We start from the raw sequence: 16,306 nt of genomic DNA on the forward strand, positions 1-16,306 counted from the left end.
TTGCGCCTTCTGTTGATGCATCTGCCGGAAGGCGACGGTGCCGTCGGGGGACCCGTCGGAACGCACCACCTGCCCGGTTTCCATGATTTGCTTGAAGCGGCGCAGGTCGTCATTGACCTGCTGGTCCGGCGATTCCCCAAGCAGTGTCGCTGCGGCTTTGCCCAACGCACCGCCGGGCAGGTGGTAGCCGATCATCACCCTAACCTCGGTGCTCTTGCCCGACGCGTCGGGCCGGAACTCCACGCTGCCGCCGTTCTCGATTCCCGAGCCGGGCAACGACTGCCACGCGATTCGCTGGTTCGGTTCGTCTTCGGTGATCTGGGCATCCCACTGCACCGGTTGTCCGATAGGCGATTTGGCCACCCAATGCGAACGGCCGTCGGGCCCGGCGGACACCGATTCCAGGTGAAACATGAAGCTGGGCAGGTTCTCCAGATTGCGCCAGTAGCCGTAGACGTCCTCGGGTGAACGCCGCACGGTGACCGCGGCGCGCAAGGTGTGGTGCCGCGAGGCGCCCGCGTGTCGACCCCCGCCGGCGGACGACCCAGAGTCCATGGTGCGCAATGCGGCGTAGAGGTCGGCCGCACCGATGGCCGTCAACGCGAGCGCGGTTACGGCGCCTCGCCGGCGCCGGCCGGGGCCGCGCCGCACCACGCCGGCCGCGAGCACCGCGACGTCGAGCACGTCACCTGCCACGCGGGTCCACACCAATTTCTCCGAGCCCAGCAACAGCGCGGCGCCGTGGCCGCATTCGCGGACTCCCAGCGCGCGGGTCACCAGGCGCGACCGCGGCGTATCGTCCACGCCCGCCAAGGCGGTGACTTTCCCAGGGGCCAGCACTTCGCTGAGGCCCAGCCCGAGGCTGGCCACGCCGAGTCCCTTCACCAGTTTCGTCGTCGTGTTCGCCTCAGGGTCACTCATTCACACACTCCTTGCGTGGGCGGACAGCCGCCGGCGACACTCCGGCGGTCTCGTGGTGTGCCCAGCCATCGTTCGTATTCGCACCCATACCCGTGCGACGTGGCGCCAAACGTGTCAGCTCGCAGCCGCCCGCAGCTTTTCCAGCAGGGGTTCGGCGGCCTGTTCGAGGAACTGCTGCTGGGTCTGGCCACCGATCTGGATGAGCGCGATGTCGGTGAAGCCGGCCTCCCAGAACGGCCGCACACCTTCCACGATAGCGTCCAGGTCAGGACCGCACGGAATGCTTTCGGCGACGTCTTCGGGCCGCACGAACTGGGTCGCGCCGGCGAACCCGGCCGGCGTGGGCAGGTCGGCGTTGACCGACCACCCGCCGGCGAACCAGCGAAACTGGTCATGCGCGCGCTCGATGGCGGCGTCACGGTCGGGGTCCCAACACACCGGAATCTGGCCGATCACCCGCCCAGCGCCCGGCCAGCCTCCGCTTTGCCGGGCGATATGCCAGGCGTCGACCAGTTCTTTGTCGGGTTCCACGGCAGCCAGGTGGTCGGCGAGCTTGCCGAACTTGTCCACACCTCGCTGTCCGGCCATCGCCACCGCAAGGCCCGGCGGGATGTCGGGCACATCCCACAACCGCGCTGAATCGACCTGGAAGTACTCGCCGCGCCAGTCCACCAGGTCCCCGCCGAACAGCTCACGGATGATCTTGATGGCCTCTCGCAGCATGTCCTGCCGGCGCTCGACGGTCGGCCAGCCTTTGCCGACCACGTGCTCGTTGAGGTTCTCCCCACTTCCCAATCCGAGGGTGAATCGTCCGTCGGACAGGATCTGGACGGTGGCGGCCTGCTGCGCGACGATCGCCGGGTGGTATCGCATCGTCGGGCACGTGACGTAGGTGTACAGATCCACCCGTTCGGTCACGTGCGCCACCGCACCTAGCACCGCCCAGGCGTTGGGGGCATGTCCTTGCGTGGTCAGCCATGGCGAGAAATGATCACTGCACACTTCGAAGTCGAAGCCCCGCTGCTCGGCCGAAACGGCGTCGCGCACAAGCTCTTTGGGGCCGGTCTGCTCTGTCATGAGGGTGTAGCCGAAACGCGCCATACCCTCCCGGGTACCCCGTGACGGCGTCGCTAAAGCCGGTCTTTCACCGCGGCGGACAGTCGCGCGCCGTCGGCTTTGCCTTCAGCGATCGCCGTGGCCGTCTTCATCACCAGGGCCATCTGCTTCATGCTGGGCCGCTGGCCGATCTGTTCGGCCACCTGCGCGATCGCGGTGTCGGCGACGTCGGCGAGCTCTGCCTCGGTGAGCGGTGTGGGCAGGTACCCGTCGATGATCCGGGCTTCGGCGTGCTCGTTGGCGGCGAGCTCGCCGCGGCCGTTCTGGGTGTAGATCTCGGCCGCCTCACCGCGCTTGCGAGATTCTCTGGCCAGCACCTTGAGTACCTCTTCGTCGGAGAGCTCCTTGGCCTGTTTGCCGGAGACCTCTTCGTTTTGGATTGCGGCGAGCACCATGCGCAGCGTCGCGGTGCGCAACTTGTCCTGCGTCTTCATCGCCTCGGTCAGGTCCGACCGGAGCCGGGATTTGAGTTCCGCCATGGCTGCGACGCTACGCGCCGGGACCGGGTCCGATCGAGAGGCGACCACCGGACTCGCCCACCGGACTCACATTGTGAAATGCCTCGTGCGCCGACAGGATGGAGGCCATGACGAACGACGACGGTAGCTACCCCCGGTGAGCACGCTGCCGCCTGGCTATCCGGTCGGTCAGCCGCCCGTCCCTCCTGCCTACGGCCTGCCGCCGGCGTACGGCGTGCCGCCGGCCTACGGACCACCGCCCGCGTACGGCCCATCTCCGGCATATGGTCCGCCCCCAGCGTATGGGCCGAGTCCGGCGTACGGGCCCGGTTACGGTGCGATCCCGGGATACGGCCCGCCGCCCGGATACGGTGGGCCGCCGGGTTCGCCGTACGGGCCGCCGCTCGTCCCGGGTGCGGCTAAACCGGGCATCATCCCGCTACGGCCGTTGACGCTCAGCGACATCTTCAACGGAGCCGTGGGCTACGTTCGCGCCAATCCCAAGGCGACACTGGGCTTGACCGCGATGGTCGTGGTGGTCATGCAGGTCATCACGTTGCTGGCCACGCTCGGACCGTTGGCGGCCTACGGCAACCTGAGCGACGCTGAGCCCGACGAGCTGTCCGGCGGTGTCGTCGGCGCGTGGTTGGCCTCGATCGGCGGCGGTCTGCTGGTGACCTGGTTGGGCGGCATGTTGCTGAGCGGGATGCTCACCGTCATCGTCGGGCGGGCGGTGTTCGGGTCGCCCATCACCGTTCGGGAAGCCTGGACCAAGGTGCGAGGCCGCCTGCTGGCGTTGCTCGCTCTGGCGCTGATCGAGGCCGCCGGGCTGGTGGCGCTGGTCGGACTGGTCATCGTGATCCTGGTCGGCATCGGCGTGGTGGGCAACGGAGCCGTCGCGCTGCTGCTCGGGTTCCCGCTGCTGCTGTTGGTCGGTCTGCTGGTGGTGTACCTCTACACGGTGCTGCTGTTCGCGCCGGTGTTGATCGTGCTGGAACGGTTGCCGGTCCTCGAAGCGATCGGCCGGTCGTTCGCACTGGTGAAGGGGGGCTTCTGGCGGGTGCTGGGCATCCGGTTGCTGACGGCGCTGGTAGTGGGTGTGGTCGGGGGTGCGGTGTCGGCGCCGTTCAGCGTCGTCGGCCAACTCATGGGCGCCGCCGGCGGGTCGACCGCCATGCTGCTGATCGGAACCACCCTGAGCAGCATCGGCGGCGCGATCAGCCAGATCATCACCGCGCCGTTCACCGCCGGAGTGGTGGTGCTGCTCTACATGGATCGTCGAATGCGCGCCGAAGCATTCGACCTCGTCCTGCAGACCGGGGCGGCAGGCGGACCGGCGGCGGTGGAGTCCACCGACAATCTATGGCTGACCCGGCCGGTGTAGGGATCGACATTGCCTTCCATCGACATCGACCGCGATGCCGCCCATCAGGCCGCACAGCGCGAACTCAACAAACCGATCTATCCGAAGGACTCACCGACCAAGGCGTTCAGCGACTGGATCAATGAGCTGCTGTACCGGTTGTTGGAGAAGGGCTCGCAGGTCTCCGGGGGATGGTTCACCGTCACGGTGCTGCTGATCCTGGCCGCAATCGGTGTCGTCGTCGCCATCCGAATCGCGCGCAACACGACGCGCACCAACCGCGGCGGTGACCAACCGCTCTTCGACGCCAGTCAACTGACCGCAGCCCAACACCGGGCGACCGCGGAACGCTATGCGGCGGAAGGGAATTGGGCCGCAGCGATTCGCCACCGGTTGCGGGCCCTCGCTCGCCAGCTGGAAGAGACCGGTGTGCTGCAACCGATGGCCGGACGCACCGCCAACGAGCTGGCCGATGACGCCGGCGCGGCGCTCCCCCAGTTGACCGGCGAATTGGCCGAGTCAGCAACGGCATTCAACGATGTGACCTACGGCGAGCGGCCCGGAACCGAAGCCGCCTACCGAATGATCGCTGACCTCGACGATCACCTGCGGTCCCGCAACCCGACCGCGCACTCAGCGGGACCCAGACCCGTCGCCGCCGACTCATGGGCTCAGGTGCGGTGACCGACACTCGTCTGCAGCCCGAGTACGTCCGGCGCCGGCGGCCGTGGCGCGGAATCTTGCTGGCCCTGGCGGCGATCACGATTGTCGCCTCCCTCACCACCTACCTGACCGCACCACGGCCTGGCGGGACAATGGATCCCGAATCCACCAATCCGTCCGGCGCGCATGCGCTCGTGACACTGCTTCGCGACGCCGGGGTGGAGGTCGTGGTCGCCAACAACGTCGCCGACGTGGAAACGGCCGCGCGCCCGGACACGTTGCTGCTGGTCGCTCAGAGCCAATACCTGACCGACACCGCACTTCTCGACCGCCTGGCCAAAGCACCCGGCGACCTGCTGCTCGTCGATCCCACCTCACGGACCCGCGCGGCACTGAGTCCCGGCCTGCGCATAGGGTCGGCCGACCCGTTCGACAGTCATCCGAACTGCTCACTGCGAGAAGCCAATCGCGCCGGGTCGGTGAATTTCGGTCCCAGTGACACCTACGAGGCCAAAGGCAACCTGACGGTCACCAGTTGCTACGGCGGCGCGGTGGTCCGCTATCGGGACTCGGGCAGCCACGGTACCCGAACGGTGACGGTCGTCGGCAGCAGCAAGTTCATGACCAACGACGGCCTGCTGCAGGCGGGCAACGCGGCGTTGGCAATGAATCTCGCGGGTGATCGGCCGCGCGTCGTTTGGTTCGCACCTCAACGCGTTGAGGGTGAAAGCTCGCCTGCCACGTCGATATTCGACCTGATCCCGGCGAACGTGACCTGGTTGGTCTGGCAGTTATGGCTGGTGGTCATATTGGTCGCGCTGTGGAAAGGACGCCGCGTGGGTCCGCTGATAGCCGAGGAGCTGCCCGTCGTGGTTCGTGCTTCGGAAACCGTGGAAGGCCGCGGCCGCCTCTACCGATCCCGCCGGGCTCGCGACCGCGCCGCGGATGCGTTGCGGACCGCCACCGTGCAGCGGCTGGTGCCGCGCTTGGGCGTCGGCGCGGGAGCTTCACCGCCGGCAGTGGTGGCGACTATCGCCCAACGCAGCGGCGCCGACCCGGAGTTCGTGCGCTACCACCTGTACGGCCCGCCACCGGCCACCGACACCGACTTGCTACAACTTGCCCGTGCGCTCGACGACATCGAAAGGCAGGTCACTCACTCGTGACACAAACCACTCCCGCCCAGCCGCCGGCCGCCGACGCCGCGCGTGAGGCGCTGTTGTCGCTACGCGCTGAGATCGGTAAGGCCGTCGTCGGACAAGAGGGGGTGATCAGCGGCCTGGTCATCGCGCTGCTGTGCCGTGGCCACGTGCTGCTCGAAGGTGTCCCCGGCGTGGCGAAGACCTTGATGATTCGGGCCCTGTCGGCGGCCCTGCAGCTGGAATTCAAGCGGGTGCAGTTCACTCCCGACCTGATGCCCGGTGACGTCACCGGGTCGCTGGTGTACGACGCGCGCACCGCCGAGTTCGCGTTCCGGCCGGGACCGGTGTTCACCAACTTGATGCTGGCCGACGAGATAAACCGCACCCCGCCGAAGACCCAGGCGGCGCTGCTCGAGGCGATGGAGGAGCGCCAGGTCAGCGTCGACGGTGAACCCAAGGCGCTGCCCGACCCGTTCATCGTCGCGGCCACCCAGAACCCGATCGAATACGAAGGCACCTACCAGCTGCCAGAAGCCCAACTCGACCGCTTTCTACTCAAGCTGAATGTCACCCTGCCGGCACGCGACGCCGAGATCGCCATCCTGGGCCGGCACGCGCACGGCTTCGATCCCCGCGACTTGTCCGGCATCAAGCCGGTCGCCGGTCCCGCCGAACTGACGGCCGGACGCGAGGCGGTACGCCAGGTGCTGGTCGCCGACGAGGTCCTCGGCTACATCGTCGACATCGTCGCGGCCACCCGCTCCTCGCCCGCCCTGCAGTTGGGGGTGTCACCGCGCGGGGCGACGGCGCTGTTAGGCACGGCGCGGTCGTGGGCGTGGCTGTCCGGGCGCAACTACGTCACTCCTGACGACGTGAAGGCCATGGCCCGCCCGACACTGCGTCACCGGGTGATGCTGCGCCCGGAAGCCGAACTCGAGGGCGCCACGCCCGACGGCGTGCTGGACGGGATTTTGGCCTCGGTCCCGGTACCCCGCTAGTGATCCTCACCGGGCGCACCGGCCTGCTGGCGTTGCTCTGCGTCCTGCCGATAGCGCTATCCCCCTGGCCCGCAAGAGCTTTCGTCATCCTGCTGGTGGCGTTGGCGGCGGCTGTGGCCGTCGACGTGGTATTAGCGGCCAGTACGCGGGGCCTGCGCTATTCCCGGTCCCCGGACTCGTCGGCGCGGCTCGGCCAGTCGGTGACGGCCGGGCTGATGATTCACAATGACGGCCGGCGCCGATTCCGAGGTCAGGTCCGCGATGCCTGGCCGCCCAGCGCGCGCGCCGAGCCACGGACCCACCGAATACGCCTGTCAGCCGGGGAACAACAGCGGGTCGACACCACGCTGCGGCCGGTGCGACGGGGCGACCAGCGTGCAGCGGTGGTGACCGCCCGCTCGATCGGACCGCTGGGGTTGGCCGGCCGGCAGGGGTCCCAGGCGGTGCCTGCCACCGTGCGAGTGCTGCCGCCATTCTTGTCGCGCAAGCATCTGCCGTCGCGACTGGCCAAGCTGCGCGAGATCGACGGTTTACTGCCCACCCTGATCCGCGGGCAGGGCACCGAATTCGATTCGCTGCGTGAGTATGTCGTCGGCGATGACGTCCGCTCGATCGACTGGCGCGCCACCGCCCGACGCGCCGACGTCATGGTGCGCACCTGGCGACCCGAGCGCGACCGGCGAGTGGTCATCGTCCTGGACACCGGACGCATGGCCGCCGGTCGAGTGGGTGTCGACCCGACGGCCGCCGACCCGGCCGGATGGCCCCGGCTGGACTGGGCGATGGACGCTGCGCTGCTGCTGGCGGCATTGGCCTCGCGCGCCGGTGACCATGTGGACTTCCTGGCGCACGACCGGGTCAGCCGGGCCGGCGTCTTCGGTGCATCGCGTACCGAGCTGCTGGCCCAATTGGTCAACGCGATGGCTCCGCTGCAACCCGCGCTGGTCGAATCAGATTGGCGCGCAATGGTTGCCACCATCGCGCGACGCACTCGCCGGCGTTCACTGGTGGTCTTGCTAACCGACCTCAACGCGACCGCTCTGGACGAGGGACTGCTTCCCGTACTGCCGCGCTTGGCCACCAAGCATCACGTGCTGGTCGCCGCGGTCGCCGACCCCCGCATCGACGAGTTAGCCGCCGGGCGTTCGGATGCCGCAGCGGTCTACGACGCGGCGGCCGCGGAACGCGCCCGCAACGACCGGCGCGCCATCGCATCGCGACTGCGCCGCGACGGTGTGGAAGTGGTGGACGAACCGCCGAGCGAACTCGCGCCCGGTCTGGCCGACCGCTATCTGGCCATGAAGGCGACGGGCCGGCTGTGAAGGTCGTCAGGCCGTGGGCACCACGTCCGGTGCGTCCTCAATATCGCCGGTTTCTCCCATCCGCGCGGCGCGGCGCCCGAAGTAGACGACGTAGGACAGGAACGCCGCCTCGGCCAGCGCACCGATGCCGACCCGAAGGAACGTCGGCAATGGCGACGGCGTCACCATCGCTTCGATCAGGCCCGCAACCAGGAGCACGGCCACCAATCCCACCGCGACCGACGCCACCGCACGGCCTTGCTCGGCGAGCACCTGCCCGCGCGGCCGGTCCCCGGGCGCGATCACCGACCAGCCCAGCCGCATGCCGCTGGCACCGGCCAGAAAGACCGCCGTCAGCTCGAGCAATCCGTGCGGAAGCAGCAGGCCCAGCAGTAAACCGCCCTTGCCCGCCTGGAACATCAGGCCGCCGATGACGCCCAGGTTGGCGGCGTTCTCGAACAGCACCACCGGGATCGGCAGTCCGAGAACGACAGACATTGCGATGCACTTGGCGGCGACCCACGAGTTGTTCACCCAGACTTGCAGCGCGAACGCCGCGGCGGGGTGTTCGCTGTAATAGGACTGCACGTCGTGGTTGACCAATTCGTCGATGTCCGTGGGGGTTCCGACCAGCGACTGCACTTCCGGGCTGCCGGCCACCCAGAAACCGATGACCACCGCGACGGCGAAGAACACCACCGCGGTCCCCAGCCACCACCGCCAAGTGCGGTAGGCAACCACCGGGAAAGACACCGTCCAGAACCGGACGAACGTACTGGACAGCGGGGCGTGGGCGCCAGTGACCGCCGAGCGGGCCCGCGCGACCAGGCTGGACAGCCGCCCCACCACCAGCGAGTCCGACGACACCGACCGCAGCATGGACAAATGGGTGGACACGCGCTGATAGAGCTCGACGAGCTCGTCGACCTCCGCTCCGCTCAACGAGCGGCGCCGTTTGATCAGCTCGTCGAGCCGGTCCCAGGTCGCGCGGTGAGTCAGCAAGAACGCGTCGACGTCCACGCTGCGCAGCCTACCCATCCAGTCCAGCGGGCAACCGCGGCAAAACCTGTACCGTTCCGGAGTATGTCGGAGGTGGTGACCGGGGACGCGGTGGTCCTCGATGTGCAGATCGCGCAGTTGCCGGTGCGGGCTGTGAGCGCGCTCATCGACATCTTCGTCATGTTCATCGGCTATCTGCTCGGCCTGATGTTGTGGGCGGCCGCGCTCACCGAGTTCGACGAAGCGCTGACGGTCGCGTTTCTGATCATCTTCACTGTGCTGGTGATCGTCGGCTATCCCCTGGCGTTGGAAACGGCGACGCGCGGCCGGTCGGTGGGCAAGATCGTGATGGGCCTACGCGTGGTGTCCGACGACGGCGGCCCAGAGCGGTTCCGGCAGGCGCTGTTTCGCGCGTTGGCGTCGGCGGTCGAGATTTGGATGTTGTTCGGCAGTCCGGCGGTGATCTGCAGCATCTTGTCTTCCAAAGCCAAGCGCATCGGCGACATCTTCGCCGGCACGGTCGTCGTCAGCGAACGCGGTCCCAGGCTGGGGCCGCCACCGATGATGCCACCGGCGTTGGCGTGGTGGGCGTCGTCCTTGCAGCTGTCCGGGCTCAGCGCCGGGCAGGCCGAGGTGGCGCGCCAATTCCTTTCGCGCGCACCGCAACTCGATCCAGCGCTGCGCGATCAGATGGCCTACCGGATAGCCAACGACGTGCTGTCCCGGGTTGCGCCGCCGCCACCGCCTGGGGTACCGCCGCAACTGGTCCTTGCCGCCGTGTTGGCCGAGCGGCACCGCCGGGAACTGGCTCGATTGCGCCCGGTGGCTCCTCAACCACCCTGGCCACCTCCGCCACCACCACACGCGGACCCTTGGCCGGCGGAGCCGCCGCAGCCCGGGCCGCAGCAACCGCCGAGCGTGGGCGGCTTCTCGCCCCCGAGTTAGTGCTGCACTGACAGCGCGAGCAAGGCGACGTCGGCGATCAGCAACGCCAGCCCGCACAGCGGGACCGCGATTCCGGCGCGGCGCTTGGCAGTGAAGACGGAGGCAACGATGACCGCCAGCGCCACAAACGGTGGGCCGTAGAACAACACGTCGAAGTTGACCCCAAGACCCAGGTTGGAGCACTGGCTGTCGATGCAGGAGTCGGTGCTCATCACCGCCCCGAGCGCGAACAGCATCACGATTGCCGCCCCGGGCACGGTCAACAGCGCCAGCACCCAGTTGACCCAGGACCGATTCGTCGCGCCGGGGCCGTCCTCACCCGGTCTGGGCTGAGTGGCGCTGCCCGGACCGGTCCGCAGTGTGAGGTGCTGATTCTCGCCGTTCATCGCTCAGGTGCTACCCCGCATAAGGGCGATGCAAACCGGCGTGACGTACCGCCCGCGACAGCCGCCTCACTGATCACACCAGCCCCTTTCACCGGCGCCACTCTTTCTGCCCGCCTCAGAGCGACAATCCGCATTGGGCGGCCGCTTGACCGCCATTGTCGCTGTCAGGTGGGCAAACGTGAGACTCGACGACTCCCGGCTAGCGACGCCGAAATCCGACGTTGCGCGCCGATAGTTTGCGATATATCGTGATGCTTAGTTGATATACCGAAGCGCCGTATAGCGCTTCCCCACAGTTCAAGGAGAACTCATGCACAACCCCTTCATTCCACCCGGCGGGCCGTTCTCGGGGTTCGGTTTCGGACCGGGTCCTGTACACCGACGCGCTCTGCACGACGCCAAACGGCAAGCCAAACGGGAATTCTTCGAGCACCTCCGCGACCACGCGGCCGACGACGGGCCATTGGGCTTCGGTGCCGGTTTCGGGCCCGGGTTCGGGCCCGGCTTCCGGGGCGGCTTCGGGTTCGGACCCGGGTTCGGGGGCCCTGGCGGTCCGCGCGGCGGCTGGCGACGGGGCGGTCGCGGCCGACGCGGTGACGTCCGCGCGGCCATCCTCGTCCTGCTGGCCGAGCGGCCGATGCACGGCTACGAGATGATTCAGCAGATCGCCGAACGCAGTAACGGCATCTGGCGGCCCAGTCCCGGCTCGGTTTACCCGACGTTGCAGCTCCTAGACGACGAAGGCCTGATCAGGGCCAGCGAGTCCGACGGCAGCAAGAAGCTCTTCGAGCTGACCGACGACGGACGGGCCGCCGCCGAGAAGGTGGCCAACCCGCCGTGGGACGAAATCGCCGAGGGCGTCGACCCGGGCCAGATGAACCTACGCGCGGCGGTCGGGCAGCTGTTCGGCGCGGTCGCGCAGTCGGCGCACACCGCCACCGCCGAACAGCAGCAGCGGATCGTCGAGATCGTCAACAATGCCCGCCGCGAGATCTACGGCATCCTCGGCGAGGACTAGCCCACCATCCTCCTGCCGCGGGCGTGCGCAGCCACGCACGCTCGCGGCACTGGGCGCGGTCAGGAGACGTCGACCCAGTCGAGGGTCCGCTCGACGGCTTTGCGCCACCCCGCATAACCCTCGGCACGCTGGTCATCACTCCACGCCGGCGTCCAGCGTTTGTCCTCATTCCAGTTGGCGCGCAGATCGGACGGGTCGTCCCAGAATCCGACGGCCAGCCCGGCGGCGTAGGCCGCTCCCAGGGCGGTGGTCTCGGCGACCACCGGCCGCACCACGTCCACACCGAGCACGTCGGCCTGGATCTGCATGCACAGGTCATTCGCGGTGATGCCGCCGTCCACCTTCAACACCTCCAGGCGCACGCCAGAGTCGGCTGCCATCGCGTCCACCACGTCTCGACTCTGGTAACAGATCGCCTCCAGCGTCGCGCGGGCCAGGTGAGCGTTGGTGTTGAACCGGGACAGACCGACGATGGCGCCGCGGGCATCCGAGCGCCAGTACGGAGCGAACAACCCGGAGAAGGCCGGCACGAAATACACCCCGCCGTTGTCGTCGACCTGGCGCGCCAAAGCCTCACTTTGCGCAGCGCCACTGATGATGCCCAGCTGATCGCGCAACCATTGCACCGCCGACCCGGTCACCGCGATCGAACCTTCCAGCGCGTACACCGGTTTGGCGTCGCCGAACTGGTAGCAGACCGTGGTCAACAGTCCGTTGTCGGACCGCACGATTGTCTCGCCGGTATTGAGCAGCAGAAAATTGCCGGTGCCATACGTGTTCTTCGCTTCGCCGGTGTCGAGGCACACTTGGCCGACCATCGCGGCGTGCTGGTCACCGAGCATCCCGGTGATCGGCACCTCGCCGCCGAGCGGGCCGGTTTCGAGGGTGACGCCGTAGGGCTGCACCGGCGACGACGCCTGGATGGACGGCAGCATCGCCCGCGGGATGGTGAACAACGACAGCAGTTCGTCGTCCCAGTCCAGCGTCTCGAGGTTCATCAGCATGGTGCGGCTGGCATTGGTCACATCGGTGACGTGCACGCCGCCGCGCGGGCCGCCGGTCAGATTCCACAGCACCCAGCTGTCGGTCGTGCCGAACAGCGCGTCGCCACTTTCGGCGGCTTGGCGCACTCCGTCGACGTTGTCCAGGATCCACTGCAGCTTTGCGCCGGAGAAGTAGGTGGCCGGCGGCAGGCCGGCCTTGCGGCGGATCACCTCGCCGCCACCGTCGCGGTCCAATGCCGAGGCGATGCGGTCGGTGCGGGTGTCCTGCCAGACGATCGCGTTGTAGTACGGCCGTCCGGTGCGCCGGTTCCACACCAGGGTGGTCTCACGTTGGTTGGTGATGCCCAGCGCGGCAAGGTCTTTGGCCGCCAGGTCGGCGCGGTTGAGCACCGACATGAGCACCGAGGAGGTGCGCTCCCAGATTTCCACGGGGTCGTGTTCCACCCAGCCGGCGCGCGGCAGGATCTGCTCGTGTTCGAGTTGGTGACGGGCCACTTCGGCGCCGTCGTGGTCGAAGATCATGCAGCGGGTGCTGGTGGTGCCCTGGTCTATGGCGGCGACAAACTCAGGCGACTCAGGCAAATTGCTCTCCTCGTTGGTGACCTACGACACTGCATGCAATGGTCCATGATGCGCGTAGTTGCGTCGCGGTCGGTAAACCTGTTGCATCGCAGTTGTGGGCGAAGAGGTCAAGCGCACCACGTATGACCGCACCCAACGGCGGGAGTACCGGCGCAAGGTGCAGTTGTGCTTGGACGTCTTCGAGACGATGCTCGCGCGATCCAGCTTCGATGCCGACCGCCCGCTCACCGGCATGGAGATCGAGTGCAACCTCGTCGATGCCGACTACCAGCCGGCCATGTCGAACCGACACGTCCTGGACGCCATCGCCGATCCGGCCTATCAAACCGAGTTGGGCGCCTACAACATCGAATTCAATGTTCCGCCGCGACCGCTTCCCGGGCACACCGGCTTGGACCTGGAAGAAGAGGTACGCCGTAGCCTCAACGACGCCGAGCAGAAGGCCAACGCCCGCGGCAGTCACATCGTCATGATCGGCATCCTGCCCACGTTGATGCCCGAGCATCTCGACGAGGGTTGGATGAGCGAGTCGACGCGCTACACGGCGTTGAACGACTCCATCTTCAGCGCCCGCGGCGAGGACATCCCGATCAACATCTCCGGCCCGGAGCCGCTGAGCTGGCAGGCGGCCTCCATCGCCCCCGAATCGGCCTGTACCAGCATGCAATTGCATCTTCAGCTGTCTCCCGGCGATTTCGCGGCGCACTGGAACGCCGCCCAGGTGCTGGCCGGCCCCCAGCTGGCGCTCGGGGCCAACTCGCCGTACTTTTTCGGCCACCGACTATGGGCCGAAACGCGAATCGAGCTGTTCGCCCAGTCCACCGACACCCGGCCCGAGGAATTGAAGACCCAAGGAGTGCGGCCGCGGGTGTGGTTCGGGGAGCGCTGGATCAGCTCGGTGCTCGACCTGTACCAGGAGAACGTCCGCTACTTCCCGTCGTTGCTGCCCGAGGTATCCGAGGAGGACCCAGCCGCCGAGTTGGCGGCCGGACGCACCCCGCAACTTTCGGAGTTGCGGTTGCACAACGGCACCGTCTACCGGTGGAACCGGCCGGTGTACGACGTGGTCGACGGCCGCCCGCATCTGCGGCTGGAGAACCGGGTGTTGCCGGCCGGCCCGACCGTGGTGGACATGCTGGCCAATTCGGCGTTCTACTACGGCTTGCTGCGTACCTTGGCCGAAGCGGACCGCCCCTTGTGGACACGTCTGGATTTCGTTGTGGCGCAGAAGAATTTCCTGGCCGCGGCCAAGGACGGCATCGATGCCCGCATGCGCTGGCCCGAGCTCGGCGAGGTCAGCGCGCGCGAGCTGGTGCTGGACACGCTGCTGCCCATGGCCGACGACGGGTTGCGACGCTGGGGCGTCGACGTCGAGGTGCGGGAGCGGTTCCTCGGTGTCATCGAGGGGCGGGCCAAGGCCGGTCGCAACGGCGCGAGCTGGCAAGTGGCCACCGTGGCGGCACTGGAAGACGCGGGGCTGAGCCGGCCTGCGGCGTTGGCCGAGATGGTGCGCCGGTATTGCGAGCACATGCACGCCAACGAGCCGGTGCACAACTGGGACGTCTAGCGGCGCGTACGTTGGGAGCCATGACTTCTGAGGTTATGGACTGGGACGGGGCATACCGCGGAGAAGGCGCGTTCGAGGGGCCGCCGCCCTGGAACATCGGTGAACCGCAACCGGAACTGGCCGCCTTGATCGCGGCGGGAAAGGTCCGCAGCGATGTTCTCGACGCCGGATGTGGCTTCGCCGAATTGTCGTTGGCGCTGGCCGGCGCGGGTTACACCGTGGTGGGCATCGACATCACCCCGACGGCGGTCGCGGCGGCCACCAAGGCCGCACAGGCTCGCGGGCTGACCACAGCCAGCTTCGAGCAAGCCGACATCACCTCGTTCACCGGCTACGACGGCCGCTTCTCCACCGTGATGGACAGCACGCTGTTCCACTCCATACCGGTGGAGGGCCGCGACGGCTACCTCCGGTCGGTGTACCGCGCGGCGGCCCCCGGCGCCAACTACTACGTGCTGGTCTTCGCCAAGGGCGCCTTCCCCGCCGAACTGGAGACCAAGCCCAACGAGGTCGACGAGGAAGAGTTGCGCGCGGCGGTGAGCAAGTACTGGGAGATCGACGACATCCGCCCGGCGTTCATCCACGCCAACGCCTCGGCAATCCCCAACGAGGTCCCCGAGACCCCGATCGCCTTCCCGCCGCACGACCTCGACGAGAAGGGCCGCATCAAGTTCCCCGCCTACCTGTTGCAGGCGCACAAACCGGCTCAGTAGTTCTGCAGGAAGATTCCGGCGAGGTTGGTACCGATGCTTTCCAGGCCGGACACGAGACTGTTTACGGTCGCGGTGCCGATGTTGGCGATGCCCGAGACGCCGCCGCCTAGGTTGGAGATGCCCGAAGACATCTCGCCGAAGACGTTGTAACCCGATACGCCGTTGAGTCCGAGCGGGTTTCCGGTGAAGAAGCCCGAGGCGTTCGACCCGTTGTTGAAGAAGCCCGACACGTTGCCGCCGCCGGTGTTGAAGAAGCCCGACGAGGTGACGATCGAGTCGGTGGTGTTGCCGAAGCCGGGGGCCGGCGGAATCTGGAACTCGAAGAGCTTTTGGCTGGGCAGATGGATACTCGGGATGAAGACGTCCGGCAGGTTGAACGCGTCGACCGCGATCGGCGGGATTCCGATCGACGGCAGGTCGAACGCTTCGGAGAAGATCTGCGGCAGATTGAACGGGTCGAGGTGGATGGGCGGAATTCCAAGGGCGGGCAGCTTGAACGCCGCCGACGCGAGCTGCGGCAGGTTGAAGGTGCCGATCCCGATGGGCGGGATGGTGAACTGTGGCGTGGTGAACGCCGGCCAACTGAGTTGCGGCAGCAGGAAATCGCCGATCCCGATCGGCGGAATCGTAAACGGCTGCGTGGTGAACGCCGGCCAACTGAGTTGGGGCAGCAGGAAATCGCTGAGTGCAATCCTCGGGATAGTCACCTCTGGTGTCGAGAACGCCGGCCAACTGATCTGCGGCAGGTCGAAGGGTTTCAGGCTGATGGGGTTGATCTGCAGGGCCGGAATCGTGAAGCCCGACACCCCGATGGACGGGAACGTGTAGGGGCCACCGTTGTTGCTGATGTTCAGCGTCGGCAACGTCATCTGGCCGATTCCGATACTCGGGAAGGTGAATCCGCCGAAGGAGCCGGGGTTTTGACTACCCAACAATATCTGGTTGATGTTGATGTTTCCGAGCTGAATTTGGTAATCAGGAGCCAGTGCGAAAGCCGTGTGCAACGTGATCAGTGTTTGGCCGCCACCAGGAATGATGATGTCCGGGAAACTGATTGTTGGGAAACTGAAGTTGGGGACCGTTATCGAGGGCAAGCTCCACGGCGTGATCTTTATCAGCGGCGTATTGAA

Annotated in this window: 15 protein-coding genes and 1 pseudogene; 9 read left to right on the forward strand and 7 right to left on the reverse strand. The window is 67.2% G+C overall.

Annotated elements, in window-relative coordinates:
* From A9W95_RS05890 to A9W95_RS05900, 3 genes are all read right to left on the reverse strand, one after another.
* Window positions 1–921, reverse strand: a 921-nt coding sequence (locus A9W95_RS05890) for an SRPBCC family protein (RefSeq protein WP_067409663.1), incomplete at its 3' end; no start/stop codon positions are given.
* A 114-nt stretch (window positions 922–1,035) separates the two neighbouring features.
* On the reverse strand, window positions 1,036–2,022 hold the full coding sequence (locus tag A9W95_RS05895) for an LLM class F420-dependent oxidoreductase (RefSeq protein WP_067409664.1): 987 nt from the start codon (window positions 2,020–2,022) through the stop codon (window positions 1,036–1,038).
* Window positions 2,023–2,051: 29 nt separating this feature from the next.
* The gene (locus A9W95_RS05900; protein WP_067409665.1) at window positions 2,052–2,516 is read right to left on the reverse strand and encodes a GatB/YqeY domain-containing protein; all 465 of its coding nucleotides are present in this window, start codon (window positions 2,514–2,516) and stop codon (window positions 2,052–2,054) included.
* A 136-nt stretch (window positions 2,517–2,652) separates the two neighbouring features.
* Here A9W95_RS05900 and A9W95_RS05905 point away from each other — a divergent pair, with 136 nt between their 5' ends.
* The 5 genes from A9W95_RS05905 to A9W95_RS05925 are packed head-to-tail and all read left to right on the forward strand — an operon-like array spanning window position 2,653 to window position 7,983.
* Entirely contained in the window at window positions 2,653–3,879 is a 1,227-nt protein-coding gene (locus tag A9W95_RS05905; RefSeq protein ID WP_067409666.1) for a hypothetical protein, read from the forward strand.
* A gap of 9 nt (window positions 3,880–3,888) precedes the next feature.
* Complete coding sequence (locus A9W95_RS05910) at window positions 3,889–4,542, forward strand: DUF4129 domain-containing protein (RefSeq protein ID WP_067409667.1); 654 nt, start codon at window positions 3,889–3,891, stop codon at window positions 4,540–4,542.
* Window positions 4,524–5,687 (forward strand): DUF4350 domain-containing protein, encoded by a 1,164-nt coding sequence (locus tag A9W95_RS05915; protein WP_067409668.1) that lies wholly within the window; start codon window positions 4,524–4,526, stop codon window positions 5,685–5,687. The genes A9W95_RS05910 and A9W95_RS05915 overlap by 19 nt, the downstream gene beginning before the upstream one ends.
* Window positions 5,684–6,661 carry a MoxR family ATPase gene (locus tag A9W95_RS05920; RefSeq protein WP_067409669.1) on the forward strand — a complete coding sequence of 326 codons (978 nt, stop codon included), beginning with the start codon at window positions 5,684–5,686 and terminating at the stop codon, window positions 6,659–6,661. The genes A9W95_RS05915 and A9W95_RS05920 overlap by 4 nt, the downstream gene beginning before the upstream one ends.
* Complete coding sequence (locus tag A9W95_RS05925; protein ID WP_067409670.1) at window positions 6,661–7,983, forward strand: DUF58 domain-containing protein; 1,323 nt, start codon at window positions 6,661–6,663, stop codon at window positions 7,981–7,983. Before A9W95_RS05920 ends, A9W95_RS05925 begins: the two co-directional genes overlap by 1 nt.
* Before the next feature lie 6 nt (window positions 7,984–7,989).
* Here the strand turns inward: A9W95_RS05925 and A9W95_RS05930 are convergent, their stop codons facing one another.
* Entirely contained in the window at window positions 7,990–8,982 is a 993-nt protein-coding gene (locus tag A9W95_RS05930) for a stage II sporulation protein M (RefSeq protein WP_067409682.1), read from the reverse strand.
* 63 nt (window positions 8,983–9,045) lie between these two features.
* On the opposite strand from A9W95_RS05930, the gene A9W95_RS05935 reads away from it, so the two are divergent.
* Complete coding sequence (locus A9W95_RS05935; protein WP_067409671.1) at window positions 9,046–9,906, forward strand: RDD family protein; 861 nt, start codon at window positions 9,046–9,048, stop codon at window positions 9,904–9,906.
* Here A9W95_RS05935 and A9W95_RS05940 read toward each other — a convergent pair.
* Window positions 9,903–10,292 carry a hypothetical protein gene (locus tag A9W95_RS05940; protein WP_067409672.1) on the reverse strand — a complete coding sequence of 130 codons (390 nt, stop codon included), beginning with the start codon at window positions 10,290–10,292 and terminating at the stop codon, window positions 9,903–9,905. The genes A9W95_RS05935 and A9W95_RS05940 overlap by 4 nt on opposite strands.
* Before the next feature lie 310 nt (window positions 10,293–10,602).
* Here A9W95_RS05940 and A9W95_RS05945 point away from each other — a divergent pair, with 310 nt between their 5' ends.
* Window positions 10,603–11,310, forward strand: coding sequence for a PadR family transcriptional regulator (locus A9W95_RS05945; protein WP_067409674.1), 708 nt, complete (start codon window positions 10,603–10,605; stop codon window positions 11,308–11,310).
* Between the two features lie 59 nt (window positions 11,311–11,369).
* Here A9W95_RS05945 and glpK read toward each other — a convergent pair whose 3' ends face one another.
* Window positions 11,370–12,836, reverse strand: coding sequence for a glycerol kinase GlpK (glpK, locus tag A9W95_RS05950; RefSeq protein ID WP_371328029.1), 1,467 nt, complete (start codon window positions 12,834–12,836; stop codon window positions 11,370–11,372).
* 154 nt (window positions 12,837–12,990) lie between these two features.
* Between glpK and A9W95_RS05955 the strand changes: the two genes are divergently transcribed.
* Window positions 12,991–14,463: a glutamate--cysteine ligase gene (locus tag A9W95_RS05955; protein ID WP_067409677.1), complete on the forward strand. Its 1,473-nt coding sequence runs from the start codon at window positions 12,991–12,993 to the stop codon at window positions 14,461–14,463.
* 20 nt (window positions 14,464–14,483) lie between these two features.
* Window positions 14,484–15,176, forward strand: coding sequence for a class I SAM-dependent methyltransferase (locus A9W95_RS05960; protein ID WP_067409679.1), 693 nt, complete (start codon window positions 14,484–14,486; stop codon window positions 15,174–15,176).
* On the opposite strand, the pseudogene A9W95_RS05965 reads toward A9W95_RS05960, so the two are convergent.
* Window positions 15,170–16,306: pseudogene (locus A9W95_RS05965) on the reverse strand (PPE family protein); the annotation flags it as partial. The gene A9W95_RS05960 and the pseudogene A9W95_RS05965 sit on opposite strands and share 7 nt — an antisense overlap.

Source organism: Mycobacterium sp. 1423905.2 (assembly GCF_001673155.1).
GTDB lineage: Bacteria > Actinomycetota > Actinomycetes > Mycobacteriales > Mycobacteriaceae > Mycobacterium.